The sequence below is a fragment of the Isoptericola sp. S6320L genome, from assembly GCF_023015685.1.
GTDB classification, from domain to species: domain Bacteria; phylum Actinomycetota; class Actinomycetes; order Actinomycetales; family Cellulomonadaceae; genus Isoptericola; species Isoptericola halotolerans_A.
Map to the genome: position 1 here is coordinate 25,921 of NZ_JALKAT010000019.1, position 14,372 is coordinate 40,292.

At 74.3% G+C, this 14,372-nt stretch carries 13 protein-coding genes and 1 riboswitch; of the genes, 2 read left to right on the forward strand and 11 right to left on the reverse strand.

Annotated elements, in window-relative coordinates:
* Nucleotide 1 precedes the first annotated feature (1 nt).
* Nucleotides 2-973: a hypothetical protein gene (locus tag MWU57_RS11475; protein ID WP_246909317.1), complete on the reverse strand. Its 972-nt coding sequence runs from the start codon at nt 971-973 to the stop codon at nt 2-4.
* A gap of 148 nt (nt 974-1,121) precedes the next feature.
* On the opposite strand from MWU57_RS11475, the gene clpB reads away from it, so the two are divergent.
* Nucleotides 1,122-3,749 (forward strand): ATP-dependent chaperone ClpB, encoded by a 2,628-nt coding sequence (clpB, locus tag MWU57_RS11480; protein WP_106264526.1) that lies wholly within the window; start codon nt 1,122-1,124, stop codon nt 3,747-3,749.
* On the opposite strand, the gene MWU57_RS11485 is transcribed toward clpB, so the two are convergent.
* From MWU57_RS11485 to MWU57_RS11515, 7 genes are all read right to left on the reverse strand, one after another.
* On the reverse strand, nt 3,718-4,401 hold the full coding sequence (locus MWU57_RS11485; RefSeq protein ID WP_246909318.1) for a response regulator transcription factor: 684 nt from the start codon (nt 4,399-4,401) through the stop codon (nt 3,718-3,720). The genes clpB and MWU57_RS11485 overlap by 32 nt on opposite strands.
* The gene (locus tag MWU57_RS18435; protein WP_246909319.1) at nt 4,398-5,786 is read right to left on the reverse strand and encodes a sensor histidine kinase; all 1,389 of its coding nucleotides are present in this window, start codon (nt 5,784-5,786) and stop codon (nt 4,398-4,400) included. Before MWU57_RS18435 ends, MWU57_RS11485 begins: the two co-directional genes overlap by 4 nt.
* Nucleotides 5,787-5,878: 92 nt before the next feature.
* A complete protein-coding gene (locus MWU57_RS11495) occupies nt 5,879-6,754 on the reverse strand; it encodes a hypothetical protein (protein WP_106264532.1) in 876 nt (291 codons plus the stop codon).
* Nucleotides 6,754-7,467 carry an ABC transporter ATP-binding protein gene (locus tag MWU57_RS11500; protein ID WP_106264534.1) on the reverse strand — a complete coding sequence of 238 codons (714 nt, stop codon included), beginning with the start codon at nt 7,465-7,467 and terminating at the stop codon, nt 6,754-6,756. Before MWU57_RS11500 ends, MWU57_RS11495 begins: the two co-directional genes overlap by 1 nt.
* Before the next feature lie 196 nt (nt 7,468-7,663).
* Nucleotides 7,664-8,539 (reverse strand): C40 family peptidase, encoded by an 876-nt coding sequence (locus MWU57_RS11505; RefSeq protein ID WP_246909320.1) that lies wholly within the window; start codon nt 8,537-8,539, stop codon nt 7,664-7,666.
* Nucleotide 8,540: 1 nt separating this feature from the next.
* Nucleotides 8,541-8,685, reverse strand: a riboswitch (cyclic di-AMP (ydaO/yuaA leader).
* A gap of 325 nt (nt 8,686-9,010) precedes the next feature.
* Nucleotides 9,011-9,763, reverse strand: coding sequence for a septum formation family protein (locus MWU57_RS11510; RefSeq protein WP_246909321.1), 753 nt, complete (start codon nt 9,761-9,763; stop codon nt 9,011-9,013).
* Between the two features lie 43 nt (nt 9,764-9,806).
* A complete protein-coding gene (locus MWU57_RS11515) occupies nt 9,807-10,607 on the reverse strand; it encodes an exodeoxyribonuclease III (protein WP_246909322.1) in 801 nt (266 codons plus the stop codon).
* A 30-nt stretch (nt 10,608-10,637) separates the two neighbouring features.
* Here MWU57_RS11515 and MWU57_RS11520 point away from each other — a divergent pair, with 30 nt between their 5' ends.
* The gene (locus tag MWU57_RS11520; RefSeq protein ID WP_106264542.1) at nt 10,638-11,411 is read left to right on the forward strand and encodes an SDR family oxidoreductase; all 774 of its coding nucleotides are present in this window, start codon (nt 10,638-10,640) and stop codon (nt 11,409-11,411) included.
* Between the two features lie 4 nt (nt 11,412-11,415).
* On the opposite strand, the gene MWU57_RS11525 is transcribed toward MWU57_RS11520, so the two are convergent.
* The 3 genes from MWU57_RS11525 to MWU57_RS11535 are packed head-to-tail and all read right to left on the reverse strand — an operon-like array spanning nt 11,416 to nt 14,309.
* Complete coding sequence (locus MWU57_RS11525; protein ID WP_246909323.1) at nt 11,416-12,441, reverse strand: TetR/AcrR family transcriptional regulator; 1,026 nt, start codon at nt 12,439-12,441, stop codon at nt 11,416-11,418.
* 57 nt (nt 12,442-12,498) lie between these two features.
* Complete coding sequence (locus tag MWU57_RS11530; protein WP_246909324.1) at nt 12,499-13,332, reverse strand: ABC transporter permease; 834 nt, start codon at nt 13,330-13,332, stop codon at nt 12,499-12,501.
* On the reverse strand, nt 13,329-14,309 hold the full coding sequence (locus tag MWU57_RS11535; protein WP_246909325.1) for an ATP-binding cassette domain-containing protein: 981 nt from the start codon (nt 14,307-14,309) through the stop codon (nt 13,329-13,331). The genes MWU57_RS11530 and MWU57_RS11535 overlap by 4 nt, the downstream gene beginning before the upstream one ends.
* Between the last annotated feature and the right edge of the window lie 63 nt (nt 14,310-14,372).

A 14,372-nucleotide genomic window follows, 5' to 3' on the forward strand; every position in this document is an offset into this window, starting at 1 on the left:
CTCAGCGGGGCTGGTCGGGTCGCTCGCCGGGGGCTCCGGGGTCCTCCGGCGCGCCACCCGGTGCGTCGGGCCGCTCGGGCGCCGGGTGCGGCGGCTCCGCCGGCGGCTGCGGGGAGGCGAGCGGCGGCTGGCCCGGCGCGGCCACGGGCGGCTGGCCCAGCGGCGGCGCGGGCTGGGGCGGCGTGCCCCCGGGCGTGTACGGGTTGGGCGCCGACGCGCCGCCGGTGTGGCTGCCGGGTCCCGTCGCGTAGCTGCCGGTGCCCGTCGCGGCGGCGGTCCCGTCGCGGCGGTTGTTGCGCACCACCAGGACGGCGACGAGCGCGATGACGGCCAGGCCGACCACGACGCCGACGATCCACCAGGGGAACCCGCCGGAACCGAGCCCGCCGCCGGCGTCGCCACGGGCGTAGATCTCGGTGCTCTCGCCCATGGCGGGGCGCCACTCGACCGTGCTGCCCTCGACGGTGCCGTTCGTGTCGGTGATCTCGCCCGGGAACGTGACGGCCAGGCGGACGTCGAAGGCGTCCGCGACCCCGCCGGGCAGGGAGTCGAGCTGACCCGTGTCGTCGGTCATGTCCATGGTGCCGGCCACGACGTACTCGTCGCCCTCACGGGTGATGGACAGCTCGTCGGTGCCCGTACCGGACAGTTCCTCGATCGGGACGTCGGTGAACGTCATCGTGGTGCCGGTGTACTCGCCGTCCGCGTACGGCTCCTGGGTCGCGCCCTCCGGCAGGTCGCTGGCGATCTCGCCGCCGGCCTGGTCCCAGAGCTGCTGGGGGTCCATGCCCATGCTGGTGGCGAGCTCGTCGGAGAACCCCATGACGAGCGACCCCGAGACGGTGTCGTCCTCGGACAGCGTCATGTCCATGTCGACCTTCATGCAGCCGGCGAGGGCGAGCAGCCCCACCATGGCGAGCAGGGCGACGACGGCGGTGCGGAGGCGGCCTCGGCCTCGGGTGGGTGTCTGCACCTGTCCAGCATCACCCACGGAGGGGCGGGCGGCACGCGCTGGCGGCAGGACGTGCGCCCGACGGCCTGCGCGGCAGGGTTGAGTGGAATAGACTCAACTTTGCGGAGGTTGAACTCGGCAGCACCCCAGGAGCGGACACGGAGGACCCATGGACACCAAGTTCACGACGATGTCGCAGCAGGCCATCGGCGACGCCGTGCAGTCGGCGTCGGCGGCCGGCAACCCCCAGCTCGAGCCGGCCCACCTGCTGGCCGCGCTGCTGCAGCAGTCCGGCGGGGTCGCCGTCGGTCTCCTCGAGGCCGTCGGTGCCAACCCGCAGCAGATCGGTCAGAAGGTGCGCGCGGCGCTCGTCGCGCTGCCCACGGTGAGCGGCGAGGGCGTCGCCCAGCCGGCACCGTCCCGGCCGATGCAGTCCGTCCTGACCACCTCCGCGCAGGAGGCCGAGGGACTCGGCGACGAGTACGTCTCGACCGAGCACCTGCTCATCGCGCTGGCCGCCGGGCAGTCCTCGGCCGCGCAGGCGCTGACGGCGGCGGGGGCGACGGCCGACGCGCTGCGTGCCGCGCTGCCCGCGGTCCGCGGCTCCGGACGCGTCACCAGCCCCAACCCGGAGGGCACCTACAAGGCCCTGGAGCAGTACGGCACCGACCTCACCGCGCGCGCCCGGGACGGCAAGCTCGACCCGGTCATCGGCCGGGACGCCGAGATCCGGCGCGTCGTGCAGGTGCTGTCCCGCCGCACCAAGAACAACCCCGTGCTCATCGGCGAGCCCGGCGTCGGCAAGACGGCCGTCGTCGAAGGCCTGGCCCAGCGCATCGTCGCCGGCGACGTCCCGACGTCGCTGCAGGGCAAGCGCCTCGTCGCGCTGGACCTGGTCGGCATGGTCGCCGGCGCCAAGTACCGCGGCGAGTTCGAGGAACGGCTCAAGGCGGTCCTCGAGGAGATCGCCTCGTCCGACGGCGAGGTCGTCACCTTCATCGACGAGCTGCACACCGTCGTGGGCGCGGGCGCCGGCGGGGAAGGCGCCATGGACGCGGGCAACATGCTCAAGCCCATGCTCGCCCGTGGCGAGCTGCGGATGGTGGGCGCCACCACCCTGGACGAGTTCCGCGAGCACATCGAGACGGACCCGGCCCTCGAGCGGCGCTTCCAGCAGGTCTTCGTCGGCGAGCCCTCGGTCGAGGACACCGTGGCGATCCTGCGGGGGCTCAAGGAGCGGTACGAGGCGCACCACAAGGTGACCATCGCCGACTCCGCCCTCGTCGCCGCCGCGACGCTGTCCGACCGGTACGTCTCCGGCCGCCAGCTCCCCGACAAGGCCATCGACCTGGTCGACGAGGCCGCCTCCCGCCTGCGCATGGAGCTCGACTCCTCGCCCGTCGAGATCGACGAGCTGCAGCGTGCCGTCACCCGGCTGGAGATGGAGGAGGTCGTGCTCTCCGAGGCCGACAACTCGGCCGACGCGACCGCGCAGGACCGCCTCGAGCGCCTCCGCTCGGACCTGGCGGACAAGCGCGAGCAGCTGGCCGCGCTGACGGCCCGCTGGGAGGCGGAGAAGGCCGGCCACAACCGGGTGGGCGACCTGCGCGCCCGGCTCGACGAGCTCCGCGTGGACGCCGAGCGCAAGCTCCGCGAGGGCGACCTCGAGGGCGCCGCGCGCGTGCAGTACGGCGAGATCCCCGCCGTCGAACGCGAGCTGACCGATGCCGAGCAGGCCGAGGCCTCCGTCTCCGCGGCCGAGGACGTCGCGCACGAGGCGCCGATGATCGCCGACCGGGTCGGCGCGGACGAGGTCGCCGAGGTCGTCGCGGCCTGGACCGGTATCCCGGCCGGGCGGATGCTGCAGGGCGAGCAGGAGAAGCTCCTCGGCATGGAGGACGTGATCGGCGAACGGCTGATCGGGCAGCGGTCGGCGGTGGCCGCCGTGTCCGACGCCGTCCGGCGCTCGCGGGCCGGCGTCGCCGACCCCGACCGCCCCACCGGTTCGTTCCTGTTCCTCGGCCCCACGGGCGTGGGCAAGACCGAGCTCGCGAAGTCGCTGGCCGACTTCCTCTTCGACGACGAGCGGGCGATGGTCCGCATCGACATGTCGGAGTACTCCGAGAAGCACTCGGTCGCGCGCCTGGTCGGCGCCCCTCCGGGGTACGTCGGCTACGAGGAGGGCGGCCAGCTCACCGAGGCGGTGCGCCGCCGGCCGTACTCCGTGGTGCTGCTCGACGAGGTGGAGAAGGCGCACCCCGAGGTGTTCGACATCCTGCTGCAGGTGCTCGACGACGGCCGCCTGACGGACGGCCAGGGCCGCACGGTGGACTTCCGCAACACCATCCTGGTGCTGACGTCGAACCTGGGGTCCCAGTTCCTCGTGGACCCGACGCTGGACGACGCCGCGAAGCGGGAGAACGTGCTGACGACCGTCCGGGCGTCGTTCAAGCCCGAGTTCCTCAACCGGCTGGACGACGTGGTGGTGTTCGACGCGCTGTCGATCACCGAGCTGGGGCGGATCGTCGAGCTCCAGGTCGCCGCCTTCGCGGCGCGGCTCGCGGACCGGCGCATCACCCTGTCGGTGACGGAGTCGGCGCGTGAGTGGCTGGCGCTCGAGGGCTTCGACCCGGCGTACGGCGCCCGCCCGCTGCGGCGCCTGGTGCAGCGGGAGATCGGGGACCGGCTGGCCCGGCTCCTGCTCTCCGGTGACGTGACCGACGGCGACCGGGTCGTCGTCGACCGCGACCCGGAGGGCGGGGGGCTCACCGTGGCCCCGGAGGTGCTGAACGCCTGACCGGGCCCGCGACCCCGTGCTCGAACGCCCACACGACCAGCTGGACGCGGTCGCGGGTGCCGGTCTTCGTCATGACCCGGCCCAGGTGGGACTTGACGGTGCTCGGTTCGAGGAACAGCGCGGCGGCGATCTCCGCGTTCGACGACCCCCGGCACAGCAGGGTGACGATCTCGTGCTCGCGCGGCGTCAGCAGACCGGCCGCGCCGTCGTCGCGCGGCGCGGGCGCCCGCCGGCGGGCGAACTCGTCCAGGACGCGCCGGGTGAGCGAGGAGTCCACGAGCCCGTCGCCCGACGCCACCCGCCGGACCGCGTCGACCAGCACCTCCGGCTCGGCGTCCTTGAGCAGGAACCCGCTGGCCCCGGCCTCGAGGGCGCCGAACACGTAGTCGTCCAGGTCGAACGTGCTCACCACGAGCACCGGCACCGGGTCGACGACGCCGGGCCCGGCCAGCTCCCGGGTCGCGGTGATGCCGTCGCCCCCGGGCATGCGGACGTCCATGCACACGACGTCGGGACGCACCCGCCGGACGACCTCGACGGCCTGGGTGCCGCTGGAGGCCTCGCCCACGACGTCGATCCCCTCGGAGCCGAGGATGACCGCGAAACCCGCGCGGACCACGGACTGGTCGTCGACCAGCACCACCCGGGTCACGACGCCTCCTGCCCGACGCCGGGGCGGGTCGGCTCCTGCAGCGTCTCGGCGCCGGGCGCCGCGCGGCCGATGGGTACCTCGCGGGGGACCGCCAGGCGGACGAGCCAGGCGCCGTCGGGCGTGACCGAGGCCTGCAGCGTGCCGCCGACCAGGGCGGCGCGCTCGGACATGCCGATGATGCCGTGCCCCGGCGGTGCGGCCCGCCCGGGGCGTCCCTCGGCGGGCCGGCCGGCCGCCGCCGGGCCGTCGCCTGGCACGACGACGCGGTTGCGCACGGTGAGCACCACCTCGTCCGGCCGGTGGTCGACGACGACGGTGACGGGCTGGCCGGGCGCGTGCCGGCGGGCGTTCGCGAGCGACTCCTGCAGCACCCGGTAGACGGTGCGCTGGGCGTTCGGCGGGAGGTCCTGCTCGGTACCCCGGACCTCGTGGCGGACGTCCGCACCCGTGGACCGGGCGAGGGTGAGCAGCGCCGGCAGGTCGTCGAGGGTGGGCTGCGGTGCGTCGCCGTCGCGGCCGTCGGCCCGGTCGCCGGACCGCAGCAGGCCGACGACGAGGCGCAGGTCGTCCAGCGTCGAGCGGCCCTGCGTGCGGATCCAGCGCAACGACTCCCGCGCGCGGTCCGGGTCCGTGCCGACGAGACGCTCCGCCGCGGCGGCCTGGACGACGATGCCGGACAGGTGGTGCGCGGCGACGTCGTGCAGCTCGCGCGCCATGCGGCCGCGCTCCTCGAGCACCGCGCGGGCCGCCAGCGCCTCCCGCTCACGCTCCGCCTGCTCGACACGTTCGCGCAGCTGCGTCTCCAGCTCCCGGCGGGTGCCGACGTACACACCGACGGCTGTGGCCGCCACGTAGGCCAGCACCGCGGACAGCAGCCCGGTCCAGAGCTGGGTCGCGGCGGTGCCGGCGGCGGGGAGGTGCTCGGGGACGGGTCCCGTGAGCACGAACGCGAGGACGGTCTGCACGACCGCCGCCGCGCCCGACCACCCGAGCGCGCCGCGCCGCGGGAGGTGCGCGCCCACCGAGTAGGCCGCGACCAGCGTGGCCGGCGCCTGGAAGGTCATGAGCGGAGGCAGGACCGCCACGAGCGCCACCTGGGCGGCGGCGACGAGCGCGAGGCAGAGCAGCGGGGACCGCCGGCGCAGGGTCAGGAGCATGGCCTGGGCGACGATGACGCCGACCACCGCGAGGCGCCCGCCGGTCCCGAGGTGCCCGGCGTCGGCGGCCTGGCCGACGAGCGGTGCGACCACCTCGTCGAACGCCACCCGCTCCACCACCAGGAAGAGGACGAGCGTCAGGGCACCGACCACCGCCCCGAGCGCGGCGTCGCGGGCGGTGGGGGTGGCACGGGCGGCGCGGAGACGCCGGAACAGGGGGCCGGTCACGCGGTGCCTTCCGTCCGTCGGGTGCTGGGGCGAGGATACCGGTGGCCCGGCAGACCGGGCCGGGAGGCCACGGTCCGCCGGACGCGCCGGGGTCACACGAGGTCGCGGCGGCGGAACGTGACCGCCCCGGAGCCGAGCACGACGACCACCCACGCGGCGAGCCCGGCGAGGGCGGCTGCCACCCCGATCGTCCCGGCGTCACCGAGGAGGCCGGCGGCGCCCTGGCCGGTCGACGCGAGCGCGCCGAGGGTCAGGGGCATCCACGACACGGCGGAGGAACCGCCGGACAGCAGGGCGACGACCGTCTGGACCATGGGCTCGACGAAGGCGACCGCCACGACCACGACGACCGCGGCGACCTGGCCCCGCACGAGGATGCCGACCCCCAGGCCCAGCCAGGCGAACGCGACGAGGACGCACAGACCGCGCGCCCAGATCCCCAGGACGTCACCGGCCCCGAGGGCCAGCCCGGTGCCCGGTGCGGTCAGCAGCGCGGACGCGAGGCCGAGCGCCGAGACGAGCGCGAGCCCGGCACCGATCGTCGCCGCCGCCGCGGCCGTCGCGCCCACCTTGCCCAGCAGGACGCGGGTGCGCGACGGGACCACGAGCGCGGTCGGGACGATGCCGCCCGTGCGGAAGTCCGTCGTGCCGGCGAGCGCGCCCAGGATGAGCATGCACAGGGTCGCGACCCCGACGGATCCCGTGCCCGACGGCCCGTTGCCGAGCAGGTCGAGCATGCCGCGCTGGACGGAGGCGCTGCCCAGGTCCGTCAGGGCGGCCAGGTCGGGGACCAGGTCCGCGGCCGGACCGGTCGGCCCCTCGGTGGCGGCGAGCTCGTCGAGGCCCTCGAGCAGGCGGGGCAGCAGGATGGTCACCGTCTGGAGGAGCGCGGCGCCGGCGAGCGCGACGATCCCGATGATCCACGGCGACCGGGTGGAACGGAGCTTGAGCATCTCGGCACGGAACATCAGCGGACTCCTGCGGTGGTGGCGGTCAGGTCGAGGTAGACGTCCTCGAGGGAGGCGTCGCGGACGAGCTCGTCCAGCGGGCCCGCGGTGATGACCCGGCCCTGTCCGACGACGACGACGTCGTCGGCCACCTGCGTCACCTCGGCGAGGACGTGGCTGGCGAGCAGGACGGCACCGCCGCCGTCGGCGAAGGACCGCAGCATCTCGCGCAGCCAGCGCATGCCGGCCGGGTCGAGCCCGTTGGCGGGTTCGTCGAGGACGAGCACCGCCGGGTCGCCGAGGAGCGCGGCGGCCAGCCCGAGCCGCTGCCGCATCCCCAGCGAGTAGGTGCGCACCCGGCGGTCGGCGGCGGGTGTCATCGACACGATCTCCAGGACGTCGTCGACCCGGTGGGCGGGGAGCCCGGCCGCCAGGGCGAGGATCCGGAGGTGGTCCCGGCCGGTGCGGCCGGGGTGCAGGCCACCGGCGTCGAGCAGCGCGCCCACGGTCCGGGCGGGCTGGTCGAGGTCGTGGTGGCGGCGACCCTGGACGAGTGCCTCACCGGCGGTGGGTGCGGCGAGCCCGAGCAGGACGTGCAGGGTGGTGGTCTTGCCGGCGCCGTTCGGGCCGAGCAGACCGACGACGCGGCCCGGTTCGACCGTCAGGTCGACGTCGTGCACGGCGTCGAACGCTCCGTACGACTTGCGGAGCCCGGTGATCTGGATGGCGGGCACGTGATCCCCTCTCGCGTGTGGCCGGGCCGGTTCCGGCGCGGTGCTCCCAGCCTGGCCGGGGCGGTGTCGTCGTCGCTTCTGGCGGGAGGGGGAACGTGGCCTACGACTTTTGGGGGAACGCCGCACGCCCGTGCCCGGCACGGCTCGAACAGGTCGAGCCGTGCCGGGCACGGGCGTGCGGTGCGTGCGGTGCGCGTCAGACGCGGACGAACGTGGGGTTGTCCTGCCACATCTTGCGCTTGACGACGCCGACGCCGGGACGCGCCGACTCGATGATCTTGCCGTTGCCGGCGTAGATCGAGACGTGGCCCGGGGTGTAGACGATGTCACCGGGGCGGGCCTGGGACCGCGAGACCGCCTTGCCGGCCCGCTTCTGCGCGGACGTGGTGCGCGGCAGGTTCTTGCCGGTCGCCTTCTTGTACACGTACGAGGTGAAGCCGGAGCAGTCGAAGCCCGACGACGGGCTGGTGCCGCCGTAGGAGTAGCGGTAGCCGACGTACCGGTTGGCGACCTGGACGACCTTGGCCCCGCTCGTCTGCTTCGCCTTCACCCGGATGGTGCGGTGCTTCTTGACCTTGGCCAGGCCGGTGGACTTGGCGGGCACGACGGTCAGGCGGATGCGGTTCTTGCCGACGTCGTAGTGCTTCAGCAACGGCTTCATGCGCACGATGCCGTTCTTGTTGAGCTTCTTGACGTTGACCTTCTTGCCGTCGACGAAGAGCCGGACCCGGCCCTTGACCGCGTCGCCGCCCTTCGTGGCCTGGACGGTGAACCGGGGACGGGTGCTGCCCTTGCCCTGCTTGGCGGTCTTGCGCGAGACCGACACCTTGACGACGGGCTTGGAGGTCCGGGCCGTGACGAGCCCGTGGCCGGTGGTCGAGAGGCCGGCCGTCGAGGTGGCCGCCGCGGTGGACGGGGCGGGTGCTGCCGAGGCCTGGCCGGCTCCGGCGACGAGGGTGCCACCGGCGAGCGCGGCGGACAGGGCGATGGCGACGGTCGAGCGTCGCAGGCGCGGCATGCGCGCCGTGGTGGCGTCCTGCGGGCGCGCACCACTGTGGTGAGTGATGGACATGCTGACCTCTCGAGCCTGCGAGATGAGCTGTCGGATGAGGCCGAGAAGTGATGGCCCGCCGTCGTGGGACGGCTTAACCCCGAGGGCGGCACGAGTCCGCCCGAAGAACGTGGTTCTCCCGCTGCTGCCGTGGGTTCGGTGATGCCGGGCCGCCGGCAGCACTCGGCTTGCGGCCCGACCGTTCACCCCAGACGTGGGGCGACCCGCGAACGCTAACGACGGATCCCGGTCAGATCACAGTCGGATAACGGTGAGTTGCAGGGTCGTTCGCGAAGAACCCGTGAAGAAATCCGTCCGGGAGAACATCGGGGGCGAGTGCGGCAAATGCCGCTATATCTCGCCGGGCGCGGACAGATCGGCGGTCGATATGTCGTCGATGCCCGGTCCTGGCAGCTCGACGCGCGGGGCGCACCGGCACCATCGATGCAGGTCGGGCGCGGATCTTCACAACTCGGCGGCCCCTGGGCAGGCTCACTCCAGCAGGGTGCCGGTCCGCGGCGCGGCCGAGACGGTCACGCAGAGCCCGGCGCGGTCGCCCGCTTCCCACGACTCCTCGCTGGGTGTCCACAGGACCCACGTCAGGTCGTCCGCCAGCCCGGAGGCCTCCGCCCGCGCGCCGACCAGCTCGGGGGTGCACGCCCGTGCGGCGCGGGCCTGCACGACGTCGGCGCCCGGCCACACCTCGTCGACCGTCGAGTCGTGCCGCCCGACGACCTGGGCGACGTGCGCGTCTCGGCACGGCACCACCTCGACGGTGCCGACCGTCGCGGAGTCCGGCACGTCGGCCAGGCACGAGCCCAGCACGAGCTGGACGGCGTTCACCGTGCCGGGCTCCGCGACGTCGCCCGCCACCGGCTCCCAGGCCCGGTCGTGCGCGCGGTTCACGAGCCACGAGCCGCCCGCCGCCGCCACCACGACCAGCACCACCACGCCCAGCACGGACAGCACCCAGCCCCGTGCCCGACGGCGCGCGGCGGCCCGGGCGGCGGGCGTCGGCCCCCCGGGGGCGCCCCAGCGCGCCCCGTAGGCGGTCGGGTCCTCCGGCGTGGCCAGCCCACCCGCCGGGACCGGCCGGTCGACCGGGGTGCCGCCGTCGGCCCCGGGGTGGCCCGGAACCGCCGGACCGGCGGGACCTGCCGGCTCCACGGAACCTGCCGGACCTGCCGCGCCGGGGCCGGGGGAGACGAACAGCGGGTCCTCGGAGCGGTCCGGAACGTCGGTCATGGGAACAACCTAGAGCGTGCGGCTGGGTCCGCGGGTGCCGCGGTCAGCCCGCGAGGTCCAGGACGACCGGCACGTGGTCGCTCGCCCCCTTGCCCCGCCGCTCGTCCCGGTCCACGGTCACCGCCGTGACCCGGTCGCGCAGCGCCGGCGAGGCGTACGCGAAGTCGATCCGCAGCCCCTTGTTCCGCGGGAACGCGAGCTGCTGGTAGTCCCAGTACGTGTAGGTGTGCTCGGCCGGCAGGTGCTCGCGCGTCACCTCGGTGTACCCGGCGCCCTCGAACGCCGCGAACGCGGCCCGCTCCGCCGCCGAGACGTGCGTGTGGCCCTCGAACGCCGTCACGTCCCACACGTCCGTGTCCCGCGGGATCACGTTCCAGTCGCCCAGGAGCCCGACCTGCGCCGTCGGGTCGGCCGCCAGCCACCCCGCGGCCTGCGCCCGCAGCCCGTCGAGCCAGGCGAGCTTGTAGGCGTAGTGCGGGTCGGTCAGCGTGCGGCCGTGCGGCACGTACAGCGACCACACCCGCACGCCGCCGCACGTCGCGCCGATCGCGCGGGCCTCGACCCGCGGCTCCTGCCCCGGCTTGCCGAACGCCGGCTGCCCGGCGTACGACGTCTCGACCTCCTTCAGGCCCACGCGCGAGACGATCGCGACGCCGTTCCACTGGTGGTACCCGGTGTGGGCGACCTCGTAGCCCGCCGCCTCGAACGGAGCGACCGGGAGCTGGTCGTCACGGCACTTCGTCTCCTGGATCGCGAGCACGTCGATGCTCGAACGCTCCAGGAAGGCCAGCACCCGGTCCAGCCGGGTTCGCAGGGAGTTCACGTTCCACGTGGCGATACGCACGCAGGCACCCTAGGCACATAGAGTGCGGTCATGGGAACCGCGCTCGTCACCGGTGCCACCGCCGGCCTCGGACTGGAGTTCGCCTGGCAGCTCGCCACGGCGCGACACGACCTCGTGCTCGTGGCGCGCACCACCGAGCGCCTCGAACAGGTGGCCGGGCAGATCCGCGCCGCCGCTGGGGTCCAGGTGGAGGTGCTGCCCGCCGACCTCTCCGACGCCGACGACGTCGCCCGGGTCGCCGAGCGGCTCGCCGTCGCGGGGGACGAGCCGGGCGAGGACCGCCGTCCCGTGGGCCTGCTCGTCAACAACGCCGGGTTCGCCACCGCGCAGCGGTTCGTCGGGGGAGACGTCGGCACCGAGCTGGACGCCGTGGACGTCATGGTGCGCGCCGTCGTGCAGCTCAGCCACGCGGCCGTGGGGCAGATGACCGCCCGCGGGCGGGGCGCCGTCCTCAACGTCGGCTCGGTCGCCGCCCTCACCGCCGGCGGCACCTACGCCGCCGCCAAGGCCTACGTCCGGTCCTTCACCGAGGGGCTCGCCGTCGAGCTGCGGGGCTCCGGCGTGACCGCCACGGTGCTGTGCCCCGGCTTCACGCACACCGAGTTCCACGACCGCGCCGGGCTGTCGATGAGCCAGGTGCCCGACGGCGCGTGGCTCGGTGCCCCGTTCGTGGTGGCGCAGGCGCTCGCGGACGTGCGCCGCGGCGTCGTCATCTCCACGCCGTCGGTGCGCTACAAGGCGGCCTCGGCGCTGCTGCGCGTGCTGCCCCGCTCGGCCGTGCGGGCCATCGGCCACTACCGCTGACGGGTCAGTCCCGGGCGGCGCGTGCCGCGGCCTGACGTGCCGCCTCCGCCTCGGCCTGCCGTGCCGCCAGCTCGGCCTTCTCCAGCTCGCGCAGCCTCTTGCGGGCCTCCCGCACCTGCCGCTCGGCGTCCTTGCGACGGTGGGCGGCCTTCTTCACCCGGGGGTCGCCCGCGTAGGTGCGCGCCCGCGCCGCCGCCTCCTCGGCGAGCTCCCGGCTCCCGGGGTCGGTGCCCGACGGCGTCAGGGAGGCGTCGTCGTCCCCGGCGTGCGGTGCCCCGGCGCTCCCGGCGCGGTGCTCGATGAGCACGGCGATGCCGTCGAGCGTCCGGTCCAGGCCCCACTGGACGTCGTCGACCTCGTCGAGCCCGGGCGTCTGGGCGATGTAGGAGCCACGCTCGACGAGCGGTCGCAGGAAGGGGAAGCGGACCTCGTCGACCAGTGCACGCAGCGTGTCGGCGAGGCCGGCGGCGGCCGCCGCGCCGTCGTCCTCGGTGGCGGCGCGGTCGAGGTCGCGGCCGAGCGCGGCGGCGTTGCGCGTGTAGCCGTTGACCAGGAGGATCGTCGCGATCTTCTCCTCGTCCGCCAGAGGCGTCGAGCGCAGCGCGCGCAGCCCGGCGTCCGCTGCCCGCAGGTTGTTCGGCGTCAGGGGTGCGCCGGTGATCGGGATGTCCAGGACCCAGGGGTGGGCGCGGTACAGGGCGAGCGTGACCAGGGCCCACTCGCGCAGCTCGGCGCGCCAGTCGGCCGGCTCGTGCGCCGGCGGGAACTCGACGTCGATCACGGACTCCTGCATGAGGAGCAGCAGGTCGTCCTTGCTGGTGACGTACCGGTAGAGGGACATCGTGGTGAAGCCGAGGCTCTTGGCCACGCGAGCCATCGAGACGGCCCCGAGGCCGTCCGTGTCGGCGATCTCGACGGCCGCCGCGACGATGCGTTCGATGCTCAGCTCGCGCCGGGGCGCGCGCTCCGGGCGTTCGGCCACGCCCCACGCGAGGGCGAGGCCGGGAGGGAGCTCGGGTGCGTCCGTCATGGGGACATCATCGCTGACGGCCGCCCCGGCGAGCGGGCCGACCGCCGGCGAACCGTCTCACCGAGCCCTGCGGCGCCGGTAGAGGAGGCTCCCCGCCACGAGGCTGACGGCCAGGAAGCCGGTGAGCCAGGCGCACGCCGCCAGGAGCGTGGACGTCTCGAGGTTCCCCGTCAGCAGTCCGCGCACCGTCTCGATGATCGGCGTGAACGGCTGGTTCTCGGCGAACCCGTGCAGCCAGTCGGGCATGGTCTCCACCGGCACGAACCCGGAGCTGAGGTACGGCACGAAGAGGAAGATCATCGTCACCGACTGCGACGAGTCGACGCTCATCACGAGACCGAGCACGGCGCTGACCCAGGTGAACGTGACGATCGCGAACGTCGCGAAGGCGACGAACCCGAGCCAGCCCGCCGGTCCGGCGTCGGGCCGGAAGCCCAGCGCCAGGGCGACCGCGACCACCAGGACGGCGGAGGCCAGGTTGCGCACGACGCTCGCCACGACGTGCCCCCACAGGGCCGACGGCGAGAAGATCGGCAGGGTCTTGAACCGGTCGATGGTGCCCGAGGTCATGTCCTGCGCGACGGCGGTCGCCGCGGTCGCGGAGTTCATGCCCAGGCACATGACGAGCACGCCGGGCACCACGTAGTCGATGTAGTCACCGGTGCCGCCGCTGATCGCGCCGCCGAAGATGACGACGAACACGACCATGATCATGACCGGCAGCGCGAACGCGGTGATGATGCCGTCGACCGAGCGGATGCTGCGCCGGGCCTCGCGGCGGGACATGGTCGCCACGTCGCGCAGCGGAGCGCTGCGGCGGGTGCTCCGGTCCGGGCTGCGGCGGGCGGACGGCGGTGGTGCCGCGGGTGCGGCCGGGGTCTGGACGGTCATCGTGCGGTCTCCTGGACGGGCTGGACGGGCTGGGCGGGGTGCTGGGTGAGGGCGAGGAAGACGTCGTCGAGCGTCGGCCGGACGACGCTCACGCCGGAGACGGCGAGGCCGCCGGCGTCGGTGCGGTCGAGCACGTCGCGGATCGTCCGGACGGGCTCGGTGCTGGGGAAGGTCAGCGCGAGCGACCGGTGGTCGGTCTCGGCGGCCTCGAGGCCGGCCAGGCCCGCGAGCGCGACGTCGCGAGCGGCGGCGAGGCTCCGGGCGTCGTCGAACGTGACCCGCACGTGCTCGCCGGAGACCAGGGCCTTGAGCTCCGCGGCGCTGCCCCGGGCGGCGACGCGGCCGTCGGCCAGCACGGCGATGGTGTCCGCGAGGCGGTCGGCCTCCTCGAGGTACTGGGTCGTGAGCAGGACGGTGGTGCCGTCGGCGGCGAGCCCACGGACCACCTCCCACAGCTGGGAGCGCGAGGCCGGGTCGAGCCCTGTCGTGGGCTCGTCGAGCACGAGGACGTCGGGGTCGCCGACGAGGCTGATCGCCAGGTCGAGCCGGCGTCGCATGCCGCCGGAGTACGTGGCCACCTTGCGCTGGGCGGCGTCGGTGAGGCCGAACCGGGCGAGCAGCTCGGTGGCGCGGTGGCGGACGGCCCGCCGGGGCAGGTGGGCCAGGTCGGCCATCATCCGGAGGTTCTCGGCGCCGGTGGAGAACTCGTCCACGGAGGCGTACTGACCGGTCAGGGCGATCCGGCGCCGGACGGTCCCGGCCTCGCGGACGACGTCGGCCCCGGCCACGGTGACGGTGCCCGCGTCGGGCCGCAGCAGCGTGGTGAGGATGTTGACGCAGGTCGTCTTCCCGGCACCGTTCGGTCCGAGCAGGGCGAAGATCTCGCCGTGCCGGACGGTCAGGTCGACGCCGCGCAGGACGGGGGTGCGTCCGTAGGACTGGTGCAGTCCGTGGATCTCGATCATCGGGGGCTTCACGGGCGGGCTCCTTTGGTGTGTATGGCATACACGAGCGTATGGCATAAACAGAGTGTTGGCTAT

What these genes read in the sequence shown, in the direction of transcription:
- MWU57_RS11520 (WP_106264542.1), top strand. Translation starts at nt 10,638, where the DNA reads ATGGGAACCGCGCTCGTCACCGGTGCCACCGCCGGCCTCGGACTGGAG.
- MWU57_RS11530 (WP_246909324.1), bottom strand. Translation starts at nt 13,332, where the DNA reads ATGACCGTCCAGACCCCGGCCGCACCCGCGGCACCACCGCCGTCCGCC.
- clpB (WP_106264526.1), top strand. Translation starts at nt 1,122, where the DNA reads ATGGACACCAAGTTCACGACGATGTCGCAGCAGGCCATCGGCGACGCC.
- MWU57_RS11505 (WP_246909320.1), bottom strand. Translation starts at nt 8,539, where the DNA reads ATGTCCATCACTCACCACAGTGGTGCGCGCCCGCAGGACGCCACCACG.
- MWU57_RS11510 (WP_246909321.1), bottom strand. Translation starts at nt 9,763, where the DNA reads ATGACCGACGTTCCGGACCGCTCCGAGGACCCGCTGTTCGTCTCCCCC.
- MWU57_RS11525 (WP_246909323.1), bottom strand. Translation starts at nt 12,441, where the DNA reads ATGACGGACGCACCCGAGCTCCCTCCCGGCCTCGCCCTCGCGTGGGGC.
- MWU57_RS11495 (WP_106264532.1), bottom strand. Translation starts at nt 6,754, where the DNA reads ATGTTCCGTGCCGAGATGCTCAAGCTCCGTTCCACCCGGTCGCCGTGG.